This is a genomic window from Streptomyces gamaensis, assembly GCF_042656465.1.
In the GTDB taxonomy this organism is placed as follows: domain Bacteria; phylum Actinomycetota; class Actinomycetes; order Streptomycetales; family Streptomycetaceae; genus Streptomyces; species Streptomyces gamaensis.
The window spans coordinates 176,110-190,495 of record NZ_JBHSPB010000005.1 but is presented as its reverse complement, the minus strand read 5'-3'; the positions used below and the strand labels follow the sequence as shown (position 1 = coordinate 190,495).

The window sequence follows — 14,386 nt, the reverse complement described above, 5'->3', positions numbered from 1 at the left end:
GAAGACCGCAGTGACCAGGACCGCTACCCGTATCGCCACGGCCACCCAGGCCGTGACCGTCACCAGCAACACGCCGGTGGTCACCGACTGGGCCATCCGCTACTTCGGCCCCTGGTGGAACGCCACCAGCACCACCGCTGCCGACGGCCCGCAGGTGACCGCCGACGTCAATCCCGACCGCGTCACCGAGATCGCCCAGCGCGTGGCCGACCGCGCGTACGAGGAGACCGTCTACGCGAACACGAGCATGCTCGTCGACCGGGACGACGACGGCACTGTCCTCGCCTCCCAGCCCGACGACAAGCTCGCCTACCAGGCCGAGCCCGGCGGCCCCCTGCACATCTACGGCGGCGAGGATGTCCCCGTGGCCCTGGCCGCCGCCCGCCTCGCCCGGGAAGTCGTCCGCGGACAGCTGGTGGCCGACGGCTGGTCGATCCTCCACGCCTCCGCCGTCGTCCGCGACGGCCAGACCGTGCTGACCCTGGGCGACAAGGGCGCTGGAAAGACCACCACCGCCCTGCTGCTGGCCCGTGCCGGCTGGCAACTGCTGGCCAACGACCGCGTCTTCATCCGCCGCGAGAACGACCGGCTGCGGGTCCTGCCCTGGCCATCCGCCGCCGCCATCGGCCTCGGCCTTCTGGACGCCCTCGGCTGGTACGACCAGGTCCGCGCACGCGTCCAGCGCGGCGAACAGCTCCACCCCACCCAGCACCAGAAGGTCACCGACGCCCTCCACTCCGGCATCCGCGCACCCCTGTGGAAGGAGTCCGGCAAAGAACTCAAGCCCCAGTTCTTCCCCGACCAGCTCGCGAGCTGGCTCGGCCTGACCCTGGCCACCGAAGGCCACGCCGCTCGCATCCTCTTCCCCCAGATCACCCCCGGGGCCGAGCCCACCCTCCGCGACGAGAACCGCACCGTGGCGGCCGGTGACTTCTTCACCGCCGGTACCGAAGACCGCTACCCCGACGTCTTCGGCCTTCTCCCGGCCGACCTGCCCGACACCGAGCCACTGCTCGAACTCCTCGGCGAGCTTTCCCGCCACACGGTGGTGCTCGGGCACGACGTGAAGGCCAACACCGACTTCCTCCAGCAGACCACCGCCTGACCAGGCTGAAGCCGGGCGCCCCCGCAGGGGCGCCCGGCCCGCTGCCGACCTCCGGGCCAACTGCACTAGCAGCACGGCCCGTTGTCAGACCCCACCGCCAAGATGAGGGCATGGACGACCCTCGCAGCGTTCCCCCCAGCAACCGGTAGATTCCCGACCGGGCCGGCACCGTCGGGCCTGGCTGGACGGCCCTGCTCGACCAGCTCCACCGCGATCTGCTCGCCCTCGACCCCGACTACCGCATCGAGTCCTTCGCCGTGAAGTTCGGCGGACTGCGGATCACCGTCGCCGACCGTTGGCGATCGGATCCTGGCTGCCGCACACGGCGCCCCGCTATGACCCTCCCGGGCCTTGCCCGGCGTTCACCGGCTCCGAACCTGTATACGTCGATGTATACTCGCGGTATGTCCGATGCCATGATCCGAGTCCCGGCCGAGGTGCGCGATCGCCTGGCCGTCATCGCCGAGTCCCGTGGCACTTCGATCCGCTCCCTGGTCCAGGAGTTCGCGGAGACCACGCTCACCGACGAGGAACGGCGCGAGCGGGCCGAGCGGACCCGCGCCTACCTGGCCGAGCACTTCGGTGTCGAGGTCACCGACGAGGAGAGTGCGGCCATGGGGCGCAAACTCCGTGAGGCGTTCTCCCGGCAGGAGCCGGGGGCGGCCGCGTGATCCAGCACCATCTGATCCTGGATACGCCCACGCTGTTGGCATTGTCCGGGAACCGGCAGGTCTCCGCGCTGATCCACCGCGCGAACTTCGAGCCCGGGACCAGGCTCTGGGCGCCTGTCCTCTCGATACTCCAGGCCGATCTGGAGTATGCCGGGATCGCCGAGCACGTCGGCCAGCTCGACGTGATCCACACGGCGGACCTGGACTATCCAGCCGTGCTGGCGGTCGCGCGACTGTGCCGGGACGGGGTTCCGCCCGGGATCGCTGCCGCGATGCATGCCGTGCTCCACCTGCCGGAGTGGGGCGCGGCCGGGCTTGTCGCCACGGTCGTCCCGGAAGCGTACGACGGCCGTAAGGTGCCCGTGCTCGACCTCAATCGCTGAGTGAGCGGCGGGCCGCGCCACGGATTCCCACCCGGCACGCGGCCCGAGCGCGACACGCCGCCGACATGTTGGGCGAACTCACGGAACCGCACCCGGCTACGGGCGACGGTCCTCCTGACCGGAGAGGGTGGACCAGCCGCATTCGGAACGGCCCTGTCGTCTTGCGCTCCGCCGCAACGCCGGTGGAGGCATGTTCAACACGTACGCGGAGAGCTTCGAAGCCGTGTGGGAGACCGCGCGTCCCGTGAAAGGGTGACCGTGACACGCACCGAGTACTACGACGACCCGAATGCACCCGAGCCCAACAGCCTGGTCGTGGCCGCTTCCGCAGTAGTCACCGACGACGAGGGTCGCATCCTGTTGCAGCGGCGGCGCGACAATGGCCTGTGGGCGCTGCCGGGCGGTGGGATGGAGATGGGGGATTCGTTGCCCGGCGCGGCTGTACGGGAGGTCAAGGAGGAGACAGGGCTGGACGTCGAGATCAGCGGGCTCGTCGGTACGTACACCGATCCCAGGCACATCATCGCGTACAGCGACGGCGAAGTGAGACGGCAGTTCAACGTGTGTTTCACGGCCCGGATGACCGGCGGCACCCTGGCCGTTTCGGAGGAGAGTTCAGAAGTTCGCTTCGTGGAACCCGAGTTGCTCGACTCCTTGCCCATGCACCACACGCAGCGACTGCGAGTACGGCACTCTCTGGAGCGCCGTGGTACTCCGTACCTCGGATGAGGCCCGCTCCACCTGCCGACTACCTGCCGGAGTGGGGTGCGGCCGGGCTTGTCGCCACGGTCGTCCCGGAAGCGTACGAGGGCCGCAAGGTGCCCGTGCTCGACCCTCCTGTTCCACGTCGGCACGGTGGATGAGGCGCTGTCCTTTCTGATCGAGGAGGCCGACTCGGAGCGGTGATGGGGGGTGGATCGGCGACTTGGTTGCGGGGCGCGGCCCGACTTACGAACGGCTACTGACAATGCGGTCCGCTTCCGACAGAGCGGCTTTCCACGGGTACGCAGCGGGGCGCCCCATACCCGGCTCGTTCGGGACGAAGCCGCCTTCCCCGTACAGCACTCGGACCCCGGCACCGCGCAGTGTGGCCACCGACTGCTCGAACTGCGGGTGCGAAGCCAGTGCCCGATTCACGCACGGCATCGCTACCAAAGGGATGCCCTTGCCGATGGCCTCCGCCGCGAATCCGACGATGAACTTGTCCGTGATGCCGAGCGCCCACTGATTGATCACGTTGAACGTCGCCGGGGCGACCACGGCCACGTCGGCGAAAGGCCAGGGATCCACCTCACCGGGCAACCGGTGCTGCGACCGCACCGGTCGGCCGGTCAACTCCTCCAGCTCGGGCAGCCGCGCCTCCAGCCAGCGTGCCGCCGTGGGCGTCAACCCCAGGCAGACCTCCCAGCCTTCGCCTTGAGCGGTGCGGATGATGTCCGCCATGTCCAAGACCGGTGGTGCGGCGCAGCCCAGGAGATACAGGACACGATTCGTCATGGGCGGATCCCATCACACGGAACCGTCCCCAGCACAGGCGGGTGTTGATGGGGATCTCTGAAAATCCCCAGGGCTGCTCGCGTTCCTTACTTGGTTGCCCGCTCAACAGGGGAGGGCGGATTCGCCTTTCAACTCAGGGTCCGGGCCCCGTCGTGTGCCTCGGGCTCCTATTTCGTTCGCCAGCCGCACATTGGCTATGTCTGATGTGGCCGGACGAGGTGAAGTAGACCGTGCCCACCACGATCGCGCCGCTCATGCAGGAGTCACTGTCACTGCGTGGTCGCTGGGGCTGAGGCGACCAGAGGTGTGAGGACGGCGGCGCGGGTATCAGCTTGCGGGGGCTGGGGACGGCAATCGAGCGGGGCGGGGCTCGGGGGCCGGATCCGGGTGGCTCACGAGCGTCGGCTCCGGTCGGGGATCCGCGGACTCCAGGCGGAGCATGGCTTGCTCGTCCAGGGTGCCGGGGACTGCCTGGTAGACGACCATCCGCTGGTCGCCTGTCCGGGCCAGTCGCATGACCTCGTAGGTCAGGGTCATCGGTCCGACGTTCGGATGCCGGAAGAACTTCTGTCCCCCGCCACGCTCGCAGACATCGTACCGCTCCCAGAGTCGTGCGAACTGCGGTGACTTCAGCACCAGTTCGCCGACGAGCGTGGTCAACTCAGGGTCGTCCGGGTCGGCGCCGGCAACCGCCCGTAGATGCGCAACCGAGAGCGCGACGGTGTCCTCCCACGGCTCGTAGAGCGTCCGCCCGACCGGGTGGAGAAAGAGATAGCGGGTCACGTTGCGCTGGTGCTCCGGCCAGTCCCACAGTCCGGGCAGCAGCCGTCGGCCTGGTGGGTTCGCGGCAAGTACGCGGTTGTATCGGCTCACCACATAAGCGGGCAGCGGGCGTACCGACTCAAGCATCCGCAGTATCGAGTCGCGGACGGTGTGGTCCGAGCAGGCCGGCAGCTCGGAGACCCGGCCGGAGGCCAGCTCCGCGAGTTCGTGAAGGCGTTCGTAAGCGTCGCCGCGTAGTCGCAGGGCTCGGCCGAGGGCGTCCACAACAGCGGGCGAGGGGTTGGTCTCCCGGCCGCGCTCCAGGCGGATGTAGTAGTCCACACTCACCCCAGCCAGCGCGGCCAGCTCCTCCCGGCGCAGTCCGGGAGTGCGGCGCAGGCCCACGCCGGCCGGGAGGCCGACGTCCTCCGGGCGTACCTGTGCCCTGCGGGCTTTCAAATATCTGCCGAGTTCGGTGCCCCGCACGTCCGTTGCTGCTGCCATTCGTCCCATTGTGGCAGGCAGGCGGGGGCCGTGGGGGGGCCGTATCAGGGCCTGGAACGCTGCACCCCGGGTACAGCGCGGTCTGCCGGGCGATCACACGCGGGCGGAGAGTTGATCCCGGAGCGGGCGGCCCGGCCGCCGGGGCCCAGGGGGTGCAAGACACCGGACCGCGGCCCCGACGGCCTGCGGCCGCCCGTCCGGTCGCCCCTGATAGACACCGTCACCCAGCCTGCCTCGTCCTGGAGATTCACTATGCCGGGCACCCCTTCCCCCTCACCATCCACCGCCCCCGTCCATGGGCACGGCCCCGAGTTGTCGGCTCCCCGGCTGCGGCGACGCCAGCCGAACCGAGCCCGACCAACCGCGCCGCCCGCCAGCGCCCCTGCTCCGCCGCGGCGGGCAGGCGTCGCGTTGGTTGCTTCGCTCCTCGGGTTCACAGTGACCACCATCGACGTGTCGGCCGTGAACATCGCACTGCCCGCGATCCGGGACTCTCTCAACGGCGGGATGGCCGGGCAGCAGTGGGTGGTGGACGCGTACACCCTCATGTTCGCGGCCTTGATGCTCTCCGCCGGCGCCATCGCCGACCGCGCAGGCGCCCGCCGCGCCTACGCCTGGGGCGTGGCCCTGTTCACCCTCACCTCCCTCGGCTGCGCACTCGCGCCCGGTATCGGTGTGCTGGTCGCCGCGCGCCTGGCGCAGGGCGGCGCAGCCGCGGTCGTGATGCCGGCCTCGCTGGCTCTGATCCGGCACGCATATGAGGACACCCAGAAGCGTGCACGCGCCATCGCGCTGTGGACGGTCGGCGGCTCGGTGGCGATGGCCGCAGGTCCGGTGCTGGGCGGGCTCCTGACCGAGGCGGCCGGCTGGCGGGCGGTCTTCCTGCTCAACCTCCCAGTCGGCGCGGTGATTCTCGGCCTGCTGGTCCGCGTGCCGCGCTCCCCGCGCCGCCCCGCCACGCTGGACAGCGGCGGCCAGCTCACCGCCGTACTGGCCCTGGCCGGGCTGACGTTCGCGGTGATCGAAAGCGGCCACCTGGGCTGGAACAGCCTCCCCGTGCTGATCGCCGCCGTGCTCGCCATCGCCTCCGGGTTCGCCTTCCGCGTGGTGGAGTCCCGCCACCACCAGCCCATTGTCCCCCTGGCCATGCTGAGGGAACGCCAGGTGTCCGTCCCGCTTGCGGTCGGCTTCGCCGTCAACGCCGCCTTCTACGGCGGGATCTTCCTCCTCGGGCTGTACTACCAGCAGCTGCGCGGGATGTCGGGGATAGCGGCCGGGCTGATGTTCGTCCCGATATCGGCGGTAGTGACAGCGACCAACCTTCTCTCACCACGCCTGTCGGAACGGATCGGACGACGGCCAGTGATCGTCGCAGGCCAGCTGGTCTTCACCGCGGCCATGCTGGCCATGCTGCCACTGACCGCACGCACCCCGGTGTGGCTGGTGCTGCTCCTGCTGCTGCCACTGAGCATCGGCGGGGCACTCGCGGTACCCGCGCTGACCGCGCTGCTGATCGACGCCGTTCCAGGGGAGCGTGCGGGCACCGCATCAGGGCTGCTCAACTCCCTCCGCCAGACCGGTGGTGCGCTCGCCGTCGCCCTCTTCGGCAGCCTGCTCTCCGGCCCCGGCAGCGGCTTCTCCCTCCCAGGAATGCGCCTCTGCCTCCTTGCCGTCGCAACTCTCCTCCTCGCCACCGCCACCCTCTCCCGCCTTCTCCTACCCCACGACTGAACCCCGTCAGCCCGCCTCACCCGCCCGCGCACAGCCGCTCCAGATCCACGCGTGACGACCTCTTCGCGCCGCCGCCCCACCTCACGTAGTTCATGGGGCGGAACACCTTCTGCTCCAGCAGGCGGGGCGGGCGCAAGCTCATCACCACCTTGAGCAAGAACAAGGCAGCGTCCCCGGTTGCCACCGTCAGCCACACAGTCGCCAAGGGCAGCGCCGCCGACGGCACACGTGAACGCCACGCACAGCTACCTTCGACTGGTGTCCCAAGATACGAGTCCAGCCCGCACAACAGGTGGGGAGCCAGGGCGAGCAGGTCTAGTGACCCCTTGAGCACTGGGTGGGGAAATTCAAAGAGCGCCAACAGTGTTGGAAGCGGAGGCCCTTCCCACGTACGAAAGTGCGGGTAACGTGCAAGAAGGACGCGAGGAACGGAGGCCGGGATGCCCAGGGACTGGCTGGACGACGACCACACGGGGGCACGGATCGCCCACCACCGGAAGCTCGCCGGACTCACACAGCGGGGCCTGGCCCAGCGCATCCCCTACTCCTACAGCTTGTTGCACCAGGTCGAAGCGGGACACAAGAACGCTTCCCCCGACCTCGTGTCCGCTGTGGCCAAGGCTCTCCATGTAGACGTCACGGCCCTGACGGGGCAGCCCTATATGACCGAACTCCAGCAGGACAAGTTGGCCGGTCTCATTCGCCCCATTCGTGAAGCCCTCGACCTGTACGATCTCGGGGCCGACCCGGCTCTGGCCCCCCGAGGTGTCGAGCAACTCATGGTCGCCGCAGAAGAGCTGTGCAGCCAAGTTCGTGCCACCCAGCTCAACAAGGCTGCTGCTGCCCTGCCCTTGGTGATCGCCGAGCTCACGACAGCCGCCCATCGCACCCCCTCCACCGAGTTGTGGCGGGCTCTGGCCTCCGCCTACCGAACCGCCCACGACATCACCGTGAAACTCGGCTTCTACGACCTGTCCGGGATCGCCCTCGACCGCATGGACTGGGCAGCTCAACGGGCCTCTGACCCGGTGCTGAGCGCAGTCCGCCAGTACATGAGAGCGCTGGTCTACTTCCGGGAGGGGGAGCACACCATCGGGCTCCGTCTGATTGCCACCGGGCTTGCCGTTCTCCACCAGGCCCCGCAGAGTATCGAGTCACTCGCAGTCGCCGGCCAGTTGCACCTCGGGGCAACGGTCATCGCCGCTCGTGCACAGGACGAGGACACTGTAGGAAAGCACCTTGCCCATGCCCGTGAGGTCGCTGAACGGACGGGAGAACAAGGGCGTGTTCACTGGCTGTCCTTCGGGCCGACGAACGTCTGCGCCCACGAGATGTCGGCGAACGTGGAGATGCACGAGTACGGACGAGCCGTCGAGAACGCTGCGAACATTCATCTCCTGGACTCTTGGGCTACCAGCAGAAGGGCGCACTTCTACGTCGACCGTGGCCGCGCCGAGATGGAGACAGGGCGCCACGACGCCGCGCTCGCCAGCCTCCTCCAAGCTCGAAGGGTGGCACCTCAGCAGACCCGTTACCACTCCGGTGCTCGGGAGACCATCAAGGCACTCGTCCGCGCTCGAAGGAAGACCCCCGACACACTCGACAGCCTGGCTTCCTGGATCGGGAGGTAGAGCACTGCCACCGCTCAGCAGAGTGTCACCCAGGAGTGACAGTTGGCCGTTCCGTGCAAGGCCATGGTGGTTCCCGTCCGATCGACGACGAGTACAGGGGCCGCCATGGGACACACACGAGCCGGGGGCGAAGGCGCCGGGGAGCAGGACAAGCGTCTGCGCACTCTGGCCGTCTGGCTCGCCAGCGCTGCGCAGCAGCCGCAGGCCGTTTTCGAATGCTGGCGGCGGGGTGCGTGCGCCTCTCTGACGGTCGGTACTTCCTGGGATGCCGTCAGGGTCGAATTCGCCTTTGCCTGCCGGGCTTTGGGAATCCTGAAGGAGCAGCGCTGTCACATTGGCCCCCACCTCGTCGGGGGCGTCGACCGGAGCATCTGGGTGCTGCTGCCCCTCGGCACGGCGCACCGGCTCACCGGTCTCGAACGCGTTGCGGTCCAGGAGACAGGTCAGCAGCTCCTCGCCCCAGCTCCCTACGCTTACAGCGGTGATCGAGTCTGGTTGCTGCCCGGCGTGCGGGACCACGACGGCGAGCTGTCGAAGAGGCTCACGAGCACGGACGACTTGCGCAAGGCCCTCGGCATCGCGCTGCAGCAGCGATCGAGGGTGGGGCGATGACCGTCATCCGCCCTGCCGGCGTCTACGTCGGGCCGGAGTGCCGGATTGGGCAACACAACCTCTGTCACGGCAACGTCGACATCCGACGTGTTGGTGCCCCGGCGCATGAGCCACCGATCGAGCGGCTGCGGTGTGCCTGCGCTTGTGGACACCCGCGACAGATGCCTGGGCCGTGTACGTGAACCGGTGCTGTGCTGTGCCGGGTACCGGACGGTGAACGGGCCGCGCCCCGGATTCCCCGTCCGGTACGCGGCCCGCGCGCGACCCGCGAACTCACCCGATGTCGAACGCCTTCGGCGCCGTCGCATTGTCCGCGTTGTCGTAGCCGATCGCGCAGTACGTCCACGGCCCCTCGGACGCCTTCAGCGAGGTGGGGATGTTGAGGTAGTGGCGGTAGCCCTGCGGGTCGGCGCAGTCGACCGAGCCCTGGCGGCCGTACTTGACCTTGTACGAGGTGATCTCCCAGGGCTTGTAGACGGGGGAGACCCAGTACATTTCCTCGGCCCCCTCGCCGAACTTCTGGATGTTCAGGGACGGTTCCACGCTCGGCGGGGTGTTGTCGACGCGCGCGTACGCGTACGAGGGGTGCGCGAGCGAAGCCGTCCAGTCCGTGCCCCGGAAGGTCGCGTCCGGGCCGCCCGCCGCGCACAGCACGTACAGGTTGTCCTCGCGCGGGAGGAGTTCACGGTAGTCGGCGCCGGAGGCGCCGAGCGGCTGCGGGCGGCCGTATCCCTGCGGCTTCGTGCAGTCGGTCGTACCGAACGGGCCGGTCTTGAAGGCGACGTAGGAGTGACGGCCGTCGGGGCCCGGGGTCACGTGCGCGTCCCAGCGGGCCGGGCCCTCAGGGGTGACGCTCTGCGTCTGCTTGCCGGTGAAGTCGACCTTGACCTGGGTGCCGAGGTCCAGGCGGCAGCCGCGCTTGTACGGGCGCAGGCCTGTCTCGTCCAGGCACGAGGCGACCGCGTCGACGGGCGTGAAGTAGACGGTGTCGTCGGCGGGGACGACGAGACCGTGGGTGCTGCCTTCGCAGGGGCGGCCGAGGCCGCAGCCCAGATAGCCGGGTGTCGTCACCGTGTTGAGCATGCCGATCAGCCGGCTGCCGGAAGCGGTGGTGACCGTGCCGCCGGACGAACCACCGCTGATGCCACGGCAGTCGGTGCGGGAGAAGCCCTTCCACAGCCACGTGTGCTCGGTGAGGGCGATGCCCGAACCGGTGACCTTGCAGTCGGACAGACGCAGGTAGCGCTCGCCCTCGGGGACGCCGTCCGTCGGGGCGTGGGCCGCCGCCAGGCGGGTGCCGGTGGCCACGGAGGCGGTGTCGGCGAGCGTGCGCGGGGTGACGTCGAGCTTCGCCAGGTCGCCGTAGGTGGCGGAGAGCCGGAGGACGGAGACGTCGATGTCCTTCATCGTCGCGTACGCGATGCGCTCGACGTCGAAGGTCTTCTGTTCGGCGGTGTTGTCGTGGAAGTACGCCGGGGTGAACGTCCACTTCTGCCAGTCCTCGGGCACGGGCTGGTCGACGAGGACCTCGTTGGTTCTCAGGTTGTCGTTGACGCAGTGGCCGTTGCTGATGACCAGCGCCTTCTGGGCGGGGTCCGGCTTCGCCGAGGCGGCCACGACCGTGGCGGTGCAGGTCGTACCGCCGCCGCCGACGAGCCGGCCCGAGGAGCGGAACTTCTGACCGGCCGCCGACCCGGCGTCGATCAGCGGCGCCCCGGACTGCTGCGGCGGCTCCGCCGCGTGGGCGGGGGCCGTCCACAGCAGCCCGGCGGCCACGGCCCCGGCCGCGCCGGCGGCCAGCGCGGCGCGCAGTCGCGTACGGGGTATTCGGGTACGAACGGTGTCGTTCACGGCACTCCTTCATGATCGGCGAGCGGACGCCCCAGACTCTGGCAGAGCGCCCGCCGCGCCGCGACCATGCCGGTCGGCTTTCGGTCAGAGCGCGTCAGCGGTACGCGTGCTCCGGCGCCGGGAACGCCCCCGAGGCCACGTCCCGGGCGAACTCCCGTGTGGCGGTGGCCAGTACGGACGCGAGGTCCGCGTACTTCTTGACGAACTTCGCGGGCGTCTCGTTGAGCCCGGCCATGTCCTGCCAGACCAGCACCTGCGCGTCACAGCCGGCGCCCGCGCCGATGCCGATCGTGGGGATCGACAGCGAGGCCGTCACCCGCTCCGCGAGCTCCGCCGGTACGCACTCCAGCACCACGGCGAACGCCCCGGCCGCCTCCAGGGCCTTGGCGTCGACCAGCAGTTCCGCACCGGCGTCGCCGCGGCCCTGGACCCGGTAGCCGCCCATGGTGTTGACGGACTGCGGGGTCAGCCCGAGGTGGCCCATGACGGGGATACCGGCCTCCACCAGAGCCGTCGCCTGCCGGATCACCCGGCGCCCGCCCTCCAGTTTGACCGCGTGCGCGCCGCTCTCCTTCAAGAACCGCGCCGCGTTGCGCAGCGCCTCCTCGACGCCGGTCTGGTACGAGCCGAAGGACAGGTCGGCGACGACCATCGCGCGGCGCGTACCGCGTACCACCGCCGAGGTCATCGGGATCAGCTCGTCGATGGTGATGGGAAGCGTCGACTCGTGCCCGTGCACGACCATCGACGCCGAGTCACCGACCAGCAGGACCGGGATGCCGGCCTCGTCGAAGAGGTGGGCGGTCATGGCGTCGTAGGACGTGAGCATGGCCCACTTCTCGCCCCGGCGCTTGGCGTCCGCGATGTCGCGGACAGTGATCCGGCCCTTCTTCCGGCTGCCGTACAGGGCAGTCGCTTCGGCGGAGGGAGCGGAGCTTGTGGCAGACATGACAGGACTCCAGTCCGGGGGAGTGGGGGGTGAGGAGAGCGAAGTCCGTTGCGGGGCAACGGGGTTGGCGAGGGCGGCGGGCCGTCGCCACATGGAGATCCTCGCAACGGGGCAGACCCCAGTCAATCCTGGAGTATTGCCAGGATTGCCCAAGAGATCACTTGGATGTCAGGGCATGTCGACGGACTGCGCGAAGCGGTAGCCGTTGACGCTCTGCGGATGGATGCGCAGCAGCGTGTCGTGCGGGCCCGGCGCCCAGCCGGAGAGGACCCGCCGGTAGTGGGCGTCCTCCTCGGCGTCGGTGATGGGCTCGGCACGGCCGGACACCGTCACCGCCCAGCCCGCGCCGGAGTCCCGGTGGATGTGCTCGGCGTGGTACGTGACGCTGACCCGGCCGGAGAAGCGCCAGCTCAGCGCCGGCGTACGGACCACGAGGCGGCCCTGCTCCACGGCGTGGGAGGCGGGCCCCACCGCCAGGGTGTCCCGCTGCTCGTACATCAGCCGGCCGTGCGAGGAGCCGCCGAGCAGGTACAGGGCCTCGGCGCCGGAGACGTCGACCATGCGGCGCGGCCTGGAAGAAGTGGTCATCGGGACGGCTCCTCGGTCATCGCGGGGCGGCTGGCCCACGTCCCCGCCCCCCGGCTCGTAGACGACCCACACGAGGTTACCAGCGCCGACGGCAATCATGTGATGTCCGACGGTGCGAACCGTCACAAGGAGCGGATGCTGACCTTCCGTTCGGCGTCCGTCCGACGCCCGTCCGGCGGACGGAACGTCACCCAGGGGCAGTTGGACGGTCCCCCGTTCAGGGGCGGCCCTCCATGTGCCCCCGCCCCGCCCCGGGTCGGTCCACGGTGAGCTCGGACAGGGTGTGACCGTCCCGTGACATAGGTTTGGATTCATGATCGAGGGGAAAACGGCCGCGACGACCACGCGGTCGCACCGAAAACCAAAACAGCGCGGCGGGCGGCACGCCGCCACCGGCACCAGAACGGACCGGGCACGCCGCCGGCACGCCGCCGCCGAACCCGCCCCGGCCAAGGGCGGCTTGATGCGCTCGTCCCTGCTGATGGCCTCGGGCACGATGGTCTCCCGTGCCACGGGCCTGATCCGGCAGGTGCTCCAGGCCGCCGCGCTCGGCACCGGGCTGCTCGCCACCACCTACAACCAGGCCAACGTCGTGCCCGCGAGCCTGTACTTCCTGATCATCGGCGGGGCCCTGAACGCCGTGCTGGTGCCGCAGCTGGTACGCGCCCGGGTCGAACACCCCGACGGCGGGCTCGCCTTCGAGCAGCGGCTCGTCACCCTCGTCCTGTGCGTGCTCGGCACCGGCACCGCGCTGGCGGTCTGGGCCGCCCCGCAGATCGTCGGCCTGTACCAGAGCGACACGCCCGACAACCACACGGCGTTCGCGCTCACCGTGACCTTCGCGCGGTTCCTGCTGCCGCAGATCTTCTTCTACGGTGTCATCGGCATACTGGGCCAAGTCCTCAACGCCCGGGACCGGTTCGGGGCCGTGATGTGGACGCCGGTGCTCAACAACCTCGTCCTGATCGCCGTGTTCGGTGTCTACCTGGGCCTGATGACCGTCCCGGACCGTGTCCAGGACATCACCCCCGGCCAGGTGACGTGGCTCGGCGCCGGCACCACGCTCGCGCTCGCCGTGCAGGCCCTGTCGCTGATCCCCTTCGCGCGGGCCGCCGGCTTCCGGTTCCGGCCGCGCTTCGACTGGCGCGGCACGGGGCTGCGCAAGAGCCTCGGCGCGGCCCGTTGGACGCTGCTGTTCGTCCTCGCCAATGTGACGGCCACCACGGTCGTCACCCGCTACGCGTCGGCCGCCGACCAGGCCCTGCCCCGGGACGGTGTGGGCTTCACCGCCTACTCGAACGCGCAGACCATCTGGATGCTGCCCCAGGCCATCGTCACCGTCTCGCTCGTCACCGCCCTGCTGCCCCGCATGAGCCGGGCCGTCGCCGAGCGCCGCCTGGACGACGTGCGCGGCGACCTCTCGCGCGCCCTGCGCGCCAGCGGGGTCGCCATCGTGCCCGCCGCGTTCTTCTTCCTCGCCTTCGGACCGCAGCTCGCGCAGCTGCTGTTCGCCCACGGCACCGCCGACGCGGCCTCCGTCCGCCCGCTGGGCCACATGCTCCAGGCCCTGGGACTCGGCCTGATCCCCTTCTCCGCCCAGTACTTGCTGCTGCGTGGCTTCTACGCCTTCGAGGACACCCGGACCCCCTTCTGGATGGCCGTGTGGATCTCCGCCGCGAACATCGCCCTGGCCACGGGCTGTCATCTGCTGCTGCCCGCCCGCTGGTCGGTCACCGGCATGGCCGCCGCCTACGCCCTGTCCTACGGGATCGGGCTGTTCCTGACCGCGCGCCGTCTGCGCCGCCGCCTGGAGGGGCGCCTCGACGGCAAGCGGCTGTGCCGTACGTACGGCAAGCTCACGGTGTGCGCCGTGGCCGCCGGGGCCCTGGGCTGGACGGTGGCCCGCGGCTGCTCCAACGCCGTGGCCTCCGCCCTGTGGTCCCCCGCCCTCGAACTGGCCGCGGGCGGCGCCACGATGGGCCTGCTGTTCCTGCTGCTGGCCCGGGCCCTGCGGATCGGGGAGCTGCGGGCACTGCCGGGGCTGCGGTGACCCTGCGGGGCGCGTGAGGCGGGAACGCCGTGTCCGGGCACGCCACTGGCGG

14 protein-coding genes are annotated in these 14,386 nt (G+C 69.9%); 8 read left to right on the top strand and 6 right to left on the bottom strand.

The window, feature by feature from the left end; all coding sequences use genetic code 11:
- Positions 1-10 precede the first annotated feature (10 nt).
- The 4 genes from ACFP1Z_RS10410 (at position 11) to ACFP1Z_RS10395 (ending at position 2,888) form a co-directional block, all read left to right on the top strand.
- Positions 11-1,105: a phosphoenolpyruvate carboxykinase (ATP) gene (locus ACFP1Z_RS10410; protein ID WP_390315723.1), complete on the top strand. Its 1,095-nt coding sequence runs from the start codon at positions 11-13 to the stop codon at positions 1,103-1,105.
- Positions 1,106-1,509: 404 nt separating this feature from the next.
- Positions 1,510-1,776: a hypothetical protein gene (locus ACFP1Z_RS10405; protein WP_390315722.1), complete on the top strand. Its 267-nt coding sequence runs from the start codon at positions 1,510-1,512 to the stop codon at positions 1,774-1,776.
- Complete coding sequence (locus ACFP1Z_RS10400; RefSeq protein ID WP_390315721.1) at positions 1,773-2,159, top strand: PIN domain-containing protein; 387 nt, start codon at positions 1,773-1,775, stop codon at positions 2,157-2,159. The genes ACFP1Z_RS10405 and ACFP1Z_RS10400 overlap by 4 nt, the downstream gene beginning before the upstream one ends.
- 258 nt (positions 2,160-2,417) lie before the next feature.
- Positions 2,418-2,888, top strand: a complete 471-nt coding sequence (locus ACFP1Z_RS10395; protein WP_390315720.1) for an NUDIX domain-containing protein — start codon at positions 2,418-2,420, stop codon at positions 2,886-2,888.
- Between the two features lie 219 nt (positions 2,889-3,107).
- On the opposite strand, the gene ACFP1Z_RS10390 is transcribed toward ACFP1Z_RS10395, so the two are convergent.
- Both ACFP1Z_RS10390 and ACFP1Z_RS10385 read right to left on the bottom strand, forming a co-directional pair.
- The gene (locus ACFP1Z_RS10390) at positions 3,108-3,656 is read right to left on the bottom strand and encodes a flavoprotein (protein WP_390315719.1); all 549 of its coding nucleotides are present in this window, start codon (positions 3,654-3,656) and stop codon (positions 3,108-3,110) included.
- A gap of 327 nt (positions 3,657-3,983) precedes the next feature.
- Entirely contained in the window at positions 3,984-4,922 is a 939-nt protein-coding gene (locus ACFP1Z_RS10385; RefSeq protein WP_390315718.1) for a helix-turn-helix domain-containing protein, read from the bottom strand.
- Positions 4,923-5,360: 438 nt separating this feature from the next.
- Between ACFP1Z_RS10385 and ACFP1Z_RS10380 the strand changes: the two genes are divergently transcribed.
- Positions 5,361-6,653, top strand: a complete 1,293-nt coding sequence (locus ACFP1Z_RS10380) for an MFS transporter (RefSeq protein ID WP_390315717.1) — start codon at positions 5,361-5,363, stop codon at positions 6,651-6,653.
- A 16-nt stretch (positions 6,654-6,669) separates the two neighbouring features.
- Here ACFP1Z_RS10380 and ACFP1Z_RS10375 read toward each other — a convergent pair whose 3' ends face one another.
- Positions 6,670-6,795 (bottom strand): hypothetical protein, encoded by a 126-nt coding sequence (locus ACFP1Z_RS10375; RefSeq protein WP_390315716.1) that lies wholly within the window; start codon positions 6,793-6,795, stop codon positions 6,670-6,672.
- 298 nt (positions 6,796-7,093) lie between these two features.
- On the opposite strand from ACFP1Z_RS10375, the gene ACFP1Z_RS10370 reads away from it, so the two are divergent.
- Together ACFP1Z_RS10370 and ACFP1Z_RS10365 are read left to right on the top strand one after the other, a co-directional pair.
- A complete protein-coding gene (locus tag ACFP1Z_RS10370) occupies positions 7,094-8,284 on the top strand; it encodes a helix-turn-helix domain-containing protein (RefSeq protein WP_390315715.1) in 1,191 nt (396 codons plus the stop codon).
- Positions 8,285-8,389: 105 nt separating this feature from the next.
- Positions 8,390-8,896 carry a hypothetical protein gene (locus tag ACFP1Z_RS10365; protein WP_390315714.1) on the top strand — a complete coding sequence of 169 codons (507 nt, stop codon included), beginning with the start codon at positions 8,390-8,392 and terminating at the stop codon, positions 8,894-8,896.
- 273 nt (positions 8,897-9,169) lie between these two features.
- Here the strand turns inward: ACFP1Z_RS10365 and ACFP1Z_RS10360 are convergent, their stop codons facing one another.
- From ACFP1Z_RS10360 to ACFP1Z_RS10350, 3 genes are all read right to left on the bottom strand, one after another.
- Complete coding sequence (locus ACFP1Z_RS10360) at positions 9,170-10,747, bottom strand: trypsin-like peptidase domain-containing protein (protein WP_390315713.1); 1,578 nt, start codon at positions 10,745-10,747, stop codon at positions 9,170-9,172.
- A gap of 94 nt (positions 10,748-10,841) precedes the next feature.
- A complete protein-coding gene (gene panB / locus ACFP1Z_RS10355) occupies positions 10,842-11,696 on the bottom strand; it encodes a 3-methyl-2-oxobutanoate hydroxymethyltransferase (protein WP_390315712.1) in 855 nt (284 codons plus the stop codon).
- 168 nt (positions 11,697-11,864) lie between these two features.
- The gene (locus ACFP1Z_RS10350; protein WP_390315710.1) at positions 11,865-12,284 is read right to left on the bottom strand and encodes a pyridoxamine 5'-phosphate oxidase family protein; all 420 of its coding nucleotides are present in this window, start codon (positions 12,282-12,284) and stop codon (positions 11,865-11,867) included.
- 463 nt (positions 12,285-12,747) lie between these two features.
- Here ACFP1Z_RS10350 and murJ point away from each other — a divergent pair, with 463 nt between their 5' ends.
- Positions 12,748-14,334, top strand: coding sequence for a murein biosynthesis integral membrane protein MurJ (gene murJ, locus ACFP1Z_RS10345; protein ID WP_390315908.1), 1,587 nt, complete (start codon positions 12,748-12,750; stop codon positions 14,332-14,334).
- Positions 14,335-14,386: the final 52 nt, after the last annotated feature.